The 6,442-nt window shown below is 59.7% G+C and carries 6 protein-coding genes; 1 reads left to right on the top strand and 5 read right to left on the bottom strand.

What is annotated here, in order from left to right:
• The 4 genes from O6929_13880 to O6929_13865 all read right to left on the bottom strand — a co-directional run.
• A partial coding sequence (locus tag O6929_13880; protein ID MCZ6481469.1) for an ABC transporter substrate-binding protein occupies nt 1–429 on the bottom strand: 429 nt, incomplete at its 3' end.
• 310 nt (nt 430–739) lie between these two features.
• Entirely contained in the window at nt 740–943 is a 204-nt protein-coding gene (locus O6929_13875; protein MCZ6481468.1) for a rhodanese-like domain-containing protein, read from the bottom strand.
• Nucleotides 944–1,000: 57 nt separating this feature from the next.
• Nucleotides 1,001–2,782, bottom strand: a complete 1,782-nt coding sequence (locus tag O6929_13870; protein MCZ6481467.1) for an ABC transporter ATP-binding protein — start codon at nt 2,780–2,782, stop codon at nt 1,001–1,003.
• Between the two features lie 224 nt (nt 2,783–3,006).
• Complete coding sequence (locus tag O6929_13865) at nt 3,007–4,752, bottom strand: ABC transporter ATP-binding protein (GenBank protein ID MCZ6481466.1); 1,746 nt, start codon at nt 4,750–4,752, stop codon at nt 3,007–3,009.
• A gap of 184 nt (nt 4,753–4,936) precedes the next feature.
• On the opposite strand from O6929_13865, the gene O6929_13860 reads away from it, so the two are divergent.
• Nucleotides 4,937–5,266 carry a hypothetical protein gene (locus O6929_13860; GenBank protein MCZ6481465.1) on the top strand — a complete coding sequence of 110 codons (330 nt, stop codon included), beginning with the start codon at nt 4,937–4,939 and terminating at the stop codon, nt 5,264–5,266.
• On the opposite strand, the gene O6929_13855 is transcribed toward O6929_13860, so the two are convergent.
• On the bottom strand, nt 5,263–6,240 hold the full coding sequence (locus O6929_13855) for a hypothetical protein (GenBank protein ID MCZ6481464.1): 978 nt from the start codon (nt 6,238–6,240) through the stop codon (nt 5,263–5,265). The genes O6929_13860 and O6929_13855 overlap by 4 nt on opposite strands.
• Nucleotides 6,241–6,442: the final 202 nt, after the last annotated feature.

Below are 6,442 nucleotides of genomic sequence, written 5' to 3'. Positions count from 1 at the left end.
AGGGCATCTTCGGGAGTTACCCAGACAACCAGGAAGAAGCGACGTGGCAGGTGCTCTTGGCCCACCGGCAGGCACCGCCTGCTTGGAGGCCTGCGGTCCAACAATGACGAGCACCTCGTCCTCGGTAATCATCTTGGTGTTGACCTTCACAGCAGATTCCGCTTTGGACTCGTTATCCTCAATGACGAGCTCAACCGGATACTTCTTTCCCCCCACCTCAAGACCCCCGGCGGCTTGAATGTCTTCGAGCCACATCTGAGCCGCGAACTTTGTTCCTTCGCCTACCTTGGGGATATCACCGGTGAGCGGGGCGTTAATGCCGATCTTGATCGTCCCGATCTTGATCGTCTCTCCGTTACCACAGCCGGAAGGTGAGAACGCTATAATAACCACGAGGAGATAAACACCACATAGGAATCCTTTTCGCATCGCACATTCCTCCTTTTTTATTTCAGCGACGTGCCGTTTATTCTTGATGCAACGAACACCTCGTCTGATGAGTGACCCCTATTCCTGGTCTCAGCTTGTGGCCGCTACGAACAGTCGTGCGACCTTTTTCGAACTCCTGCACGTTCCCCGTGGCTCCCTTGCCGAGAGAGCAGGGAACTTAAAGCGGCTCCACCGGGTACCCGGCCTGCTGCCAGGCCTGCAGACCTCCCAGGAGGACCGCAACCTCTTGGTATCCCCTCGCCTTCGCCGCGGCTGCCACCCGGGCGGCCGATTTCTCCTCTGGTCAGGTTCAGTAAAAGATGAACGATTTGTCGGCCGGAAGGTCGTCGAGCTCGTCATCAAGATCGGTGATGGGAAGGCAAAGGGCCCCGGGGATATGGCCTCGGACGTAAACCGATTTCTTTCGCACATCCACCGCGATCAATGAGTCGCCTCGGTCGAGTCGTTCCTTTACCTCATGGGGTCTCAGGCGAGAAATGCCCACTTCCTTCATGCGCAGACCTTAACTTCCGACTAGCCGGTTGTCAACAAACTCTATGGGACAGTTTCTTCACGAGTCGAGAGCGTGGCCGTCGTGCTGCAGGTGCCAGAGGCGGGCGTACAGACCCTCCCTTTCGAGAAGCTCCTGGTGTGACCCCTGTTCGACGAGCTCACCGTGATGGAGCACCAGGATACGATCGGCCTCTGCCGCGCTTTTCAGCCGATGGGCGATGATGAGGACAGTCTTGCCGGCGGTGAGCTGCCGCAGCCGGCGGGAGAAGTCGGCCTCGGTGGCCACATCGACGTTCGAGGTTGCCTCGTCGAGGATCAGGATGTCGGGGGCATACGCCAACGCCCGAGCAAGCCCGATGAGCTGCCGTTCCCCCATAGAAAGGGACGCTCCACGCTCGCTGAGACGGGACGCCAGCCCGGCGGGGAGACGCTCGACCATCGGGAGAGCGCCGACGAGTTCGAGGGCTCGGTTTGCGTCCTCCTGGCTCACCCCGTCCCCCACCCGGAGGTTGACGGCGAGGCTCTCCGAAAAGAGGAAAGGGTCCTGGGGGATCAGGCCGATTCGCCGCCGAAGCGACGTGAGGTCAAGGCCCCCAATTTCCCGTCCGTCCACGAGGATGGTGCCTCGCTCGATCTCGTACAGCCGGGTAAGCAGATTGACCACCGTGCTTTTTCCCGCCCCGGTGGCCCCGACCAGGGCCACCCGCTCCCCAGGCTGAATTGTGAATGACAGTCCTTTGAGAATGTTCTCTCCCGGCCGATAGGCAAACCACACATTCTGAAAATCAATCCGCCCTTGCAGGGAACTGATCCGATCCCCGGTGCGGTCGGGCTCTGGCGCCTCATCCAAAAGCTCGAAGATCCGCTCGGAGGAAGCCATGGCGGACTGCATGACGTAATACTTATCGCTGAGGTCCCGGATCGGGATGAAGAACCGCTGTAGATATTCCAAGAAGGCCACCAGGGTTCCTAATGTGAGGGCTTCTTGCACCACCTGTCCCCCCCCGTACCAGATGATGAGTCCTAATCCGACCGCGCCAATCACCTCGACCGCTGGGTAGAAAAGGGCGTAGTAGAGGAGTGACCGAAGCGTGGCCTCCCGATGCTCGTCATTCAAACCGGCAAAGCGAGTGGCCATGGTTTCCTCTCGGCCAAAAGCATGAATCACCCCCATCCCGTTCAGGCTCTCTTGGAGGAAGGCATTCAATCGGCTCACCTTTTGCCGGATCAAGCGGTACGCCCCCCGTGCCTTCTCTTGAAAGAGGACGACCGCGGCGATCAGCAACGGCAGGATGGTAAAGGCGATGAGCGAGAGTTTCAGATCGAGGTAAAGCATCGCCGCCACGATCGCGCCCGCGGTGAGGAGGTCGCCGACGGCGCTGACCAGCCCGCTGGTGAAGAGGTCCTTCAGGTTCTCCACGTCCGAGGTCACCCGGGTAAAGATCCGGCCGGCGGGGTTACGGTCGAAGTAGCGGAGGGGTAGGCGGTGCAAGTGGCGGAAGATTTCGAATCTCAAATCGGTGACGATTCGCTCCCCGGTCCAGTTCATGAGGAAGAGTTGCCAGTACCGAATCCCGCTCTCAAGGGCCACGATGCCCAGGTAGAGGAGAGCGATCCCCCACAGGCCGTCAAGGTGGCCCGGGACAATGTAGCTGTCGATGGCGACTTTGAGCAGATAGGGGCGAACGACCTCAAGGCCTGAAATGGCGAGGAGCAGCGTTGCCGAGCCGGCGAGGACGGCTCGGTACGGCGTCAGATACCTGAGCAGGCGCCTCATCAGTCGGGCGTCGTAGGCCCGTCCGAGGATCTCCTCCTCATGCGCTTGCGGCAGCCCTACCATGTCGCTTCTCGTCGTCCCTCACTCAGTTCACGGTTCACTGTTCACCGATGACCGATGACAGGGGAATTTCGAATTTGGGACTTCGAGTCGTGAGCGGTTCGGCCGAGCTCACCGTCGAGGCCCTCAGTCGAACGATTTCGGGTTTCGGGTGTAAACCGCGGTTCTCTCAAATTCGAAATTCGCAATTCGAAATCCGAAATCGCCTCACTCTCGACTCTCAGCTTTCAACTATCAACCCTCAACTCTGAACTATGAACCAGTCGGTACCGGTTCCAAAGGTGCGCGTAAAGCCCTGCTCGGTCCAGCAGCTCCTCGTGTCTTCCCTGCTCCACGAGCCGTCCGCGGTCAAGGACGAAGATCAGGTCGGCCCGGTCGATGCTCGTCAGGCGATGCGTGCTCATCAGGACCGTTCGACCCCGGAAATGGGTCCGGAGGCGGTCGAGGATTATTCGCTCGATCTCGGCATCGAGACTGGAAAGGCCATCGTCGAGAATCAGAATCCGGGGGTCTGCCGCGACGGCCCGGGCGATCGTCACTCGCTGCCGTTGCCCGCCGGACAGAGTAATCCCCCGTTCCCCGACCACGGTGTTGAGGCCATCGGGAAGGGTTGCGATCTCCTCTTCGAGGCCGGCCAGAAAGAGCGCCCGTCGAATCTGGGACTCCTCGGGATCTTTGAGGCCGAAGGCGATGTTGTTCCAGACGGTGTCGGAAAGGAGAAAACCCTCTTGCGGGACGTAACCGATGCTCTGCCTCAGCGTGGAGATGGGGAGCCGGGTGACGTCGACCCCATCCAATAAGAGCTGTCCCTCAGGCAGCTCCCGCAGACGGGGAAGGAGGCTGAGGAACGTGCTCTTCCCACCCCCGCTCGGTCCCACGAGCGTGACAGTCGCTCCCGCGGGTATCGAGAGGGAGAGACTGGTGAGGGCCGGTGGGCTGCTTCCATTACCGTAACGAAAGGTGAGATCTCGAGCCTCGATTGCTCCCCGGACGGTGGCCGGGTGGATCGGCTGGGGGTGTTCACGAATTACCGGCTCCTCGGCCAGTGTCTGGGTGATCCGCTCGAAAGCCACCTTTCCCCGCTGCCACAGGCCCATGACCCAGGCAAGGGCGATGGTAGGCCACATCAACATTCCCAGGTATCCCATAAAAGCAACCAGCTCTCCGAGGGTCATCTGTCCTGCAATGACCTGTTGGCCGCCAATGGCGATGGCACAGACCACACCGAACCCGCCAGCCAGGCTGGTAAGGGGATAGTAGATGCCTTCGAGCCGTACCACACGCATCTCCGCGGCCAGGTACTCCTCCCCTTTGTCGCGGAAGGCCGCCACCATCGGATGCCCTAAGGTGTAGCTCTTGATCAGGCGCATCCCTGCCACCGCTTCCTGGACCTGGCCACACAACTCTTGGTACCGCTCTTGGCCTCGGTGTAGTTGGGCCTCCAACCGGTGGCGGAGTTCCTTGAGGGACCAGAGGAGAATGGGGAAGGGGGCCAGAGCGTACAGGGTAAGCCAGGGGTCGAGGCGGGCCATCAAGAGCGCAGCAGAGACCCCCACGATGATGGTCGTGGAGAAGTGCAGCGGTCCCGCCCCCAACAGGGTGCGGAGGGCACTCATATCCTGGGTCGCCCGGGCCATGAGGTCCCCGGAAGGGACCCGGTCGTAAAAGCTACTATCGAGGCGGAGCCATTGACGGTACAGCTGGTTGCGGAGGTCGTACTCAATGTGGCGAGAGGTTCCCACAATCATCATCCGGGCCAGGAAGCGGAAGGTCCCCTGGAAGACAGTGAAGAGGATGAGCGCGGCGGCAAGGAGGAGGAGAGTCGTCCCCGCAGGCCGCTCCTTCAGTCGATCGATAGCCTCTTTGAGGATCCACGGGATAGTGAGGCCAAAGCCACTCGAGAGCATGATGGCGCCCAGGCCCAGGAGGAGGACCTTACGGTAGGGGCGGTATAACTCGAGGATTTGTCTCATAGGCTGCTCTTGTAGCAAAGGGGGGGTGGCGAGTCAATGCCGCCCCGACCTGTCAATACGCCAGCGCGGTCTATGTGGCCGTCAGCTGGCCGGGGAAGTAGGTCTTGGCATTCCAAGAGGGATGGTGATATCTTCGGAAAGCACACACCGGCCAGGGCAGACAAGATTTCTGGGGAGAAGAAGGATGGATCGGCTGGAGAAGGCGATGGAGGATCTCAAAGGAATCATCGCGACTTTTCGGGAGGAAGTGGACGCACTCGCCGGCGAATTCTCAACCGACAGGGTCGCGATGTCGCCTGCAGAGCTCCAAGCCAAGCTCTGCAGCATGCAGGAGCGCATTCGACAGGCGGCCAGAGAGAAATATGCGCACTTCCTACAGGAGGTCTCTCAAGTCGAATCCGAGCTCCTGGCAAAGCTACATCAGGTCCGGGACTTCAGGGAGCAAGCCGACCAGACCAGCACATACCTCATCGCGTTGACGACAGGGCAGCGCAAAAGTAAGAAGACCCGTTAGCCCGCCTGCTCTTCCTCTTCACGAAGCTCAGCAGGTTGATTCGCACTCACGCTGTCCTTCGAATCAGCACGGTCTATACTTACTACGTGACCACGGATCAAGTCACGGTAGGGGGTGGCAGAGTCCTGGACAGCCAAGTCACGGTTGGGAGGGGAAGAGTCCGGAACAGCCATTGCCTCCCGAAGCCTTTGGTCGGCCAGGCGAGCCTGCTCGAAGACCTTGGCAAAGAGCGTGTCCTGGTCTTGACGCGAGGGCTTGTGACGTTCCGCCGCCTCGTCTAGCTGGGCGAATAACTCTTTCGGCCGATACTCGACTGCGCGGGAGAATTGGGCGAGGGCCTGCTGCCGCTCCTCCAGATACTCTGCCAAGGCCTCGTATTTGGAGGTCAGCCCTGGCTCTCGGAGAGAGTCGAGAATCTGCTGCTGCTCCGTGAGATTCTGAAGGAAAACATCCAACCGCTGCTCAAGGTCCCCGTAAATCATTTCGATGGCCCGCCGGCCGTCCTCCAGATATTTGAGAAACGGTTGGGGCTGGTCCTCGATGTATTGATTCGCCTGATCAAGGAGGTCCTTCTGACTGCCGAGCAGCTCTTCAAAGGCCTCGAAATGGTCTCGCAGACCCGTCTCGAGGTGCGCCATGACGCGCTCTAGATTCGTCGTCTCACCCTGGATATACTGCCGTAACGGCTTGATTCGACGCTCGAGGGTTTTCAGCGCGTTTTCGACACTCACGCGCTGCCCGCCTAGATGACGCTGAAACGGGCTGAGCCGCTCCTCCAGATAGCCTTTCAGTTCCTCAATGATCCGCTGTTGCTCCTCGAGGCCTTGATAGATCTTCTTGAGTGACGGCGATGAAGACCACGAGAACACCGCTGCGTTCCTCTCACTAGACTCGGAAGCCCCTAGGTGCCCGCTGTCGGAAGTCACCTCTTCCCCGGACGCTTGCTCGGTCGTTGCCCATCGTAACAATCTCATCCGCTGTTCTCCTCCCGTTACTGTCCTGGGAATCCCCCTAGCCACTCAAATTGAAAGCCTAACACGAAGGAGAGCCCCCATCAAGAAAAAAGGGTTTGGACTTGACAGGATTGGGGCCATTTTATAAAATCCTGTTCGTAATTTCGCGGCCCCTCTGGTAGTCGCGTGGAGATCGCTGGATGGGGGGAGCGGATGAACCCCC

This window comes from Candidatus Methylomirabilota bacterium (assembly GCA_027293415.1).
Classification (GTDB): domain Bacteria; phylum Methylomirabilota; class Methylomirabilia; order Methylomirabilales; family CSP1-5; genus CSP1-5.
Note: the sequence above shows the minus strand (reverse complement) of the source record. Positions and strands in the feature narration are given on the sequence as shown.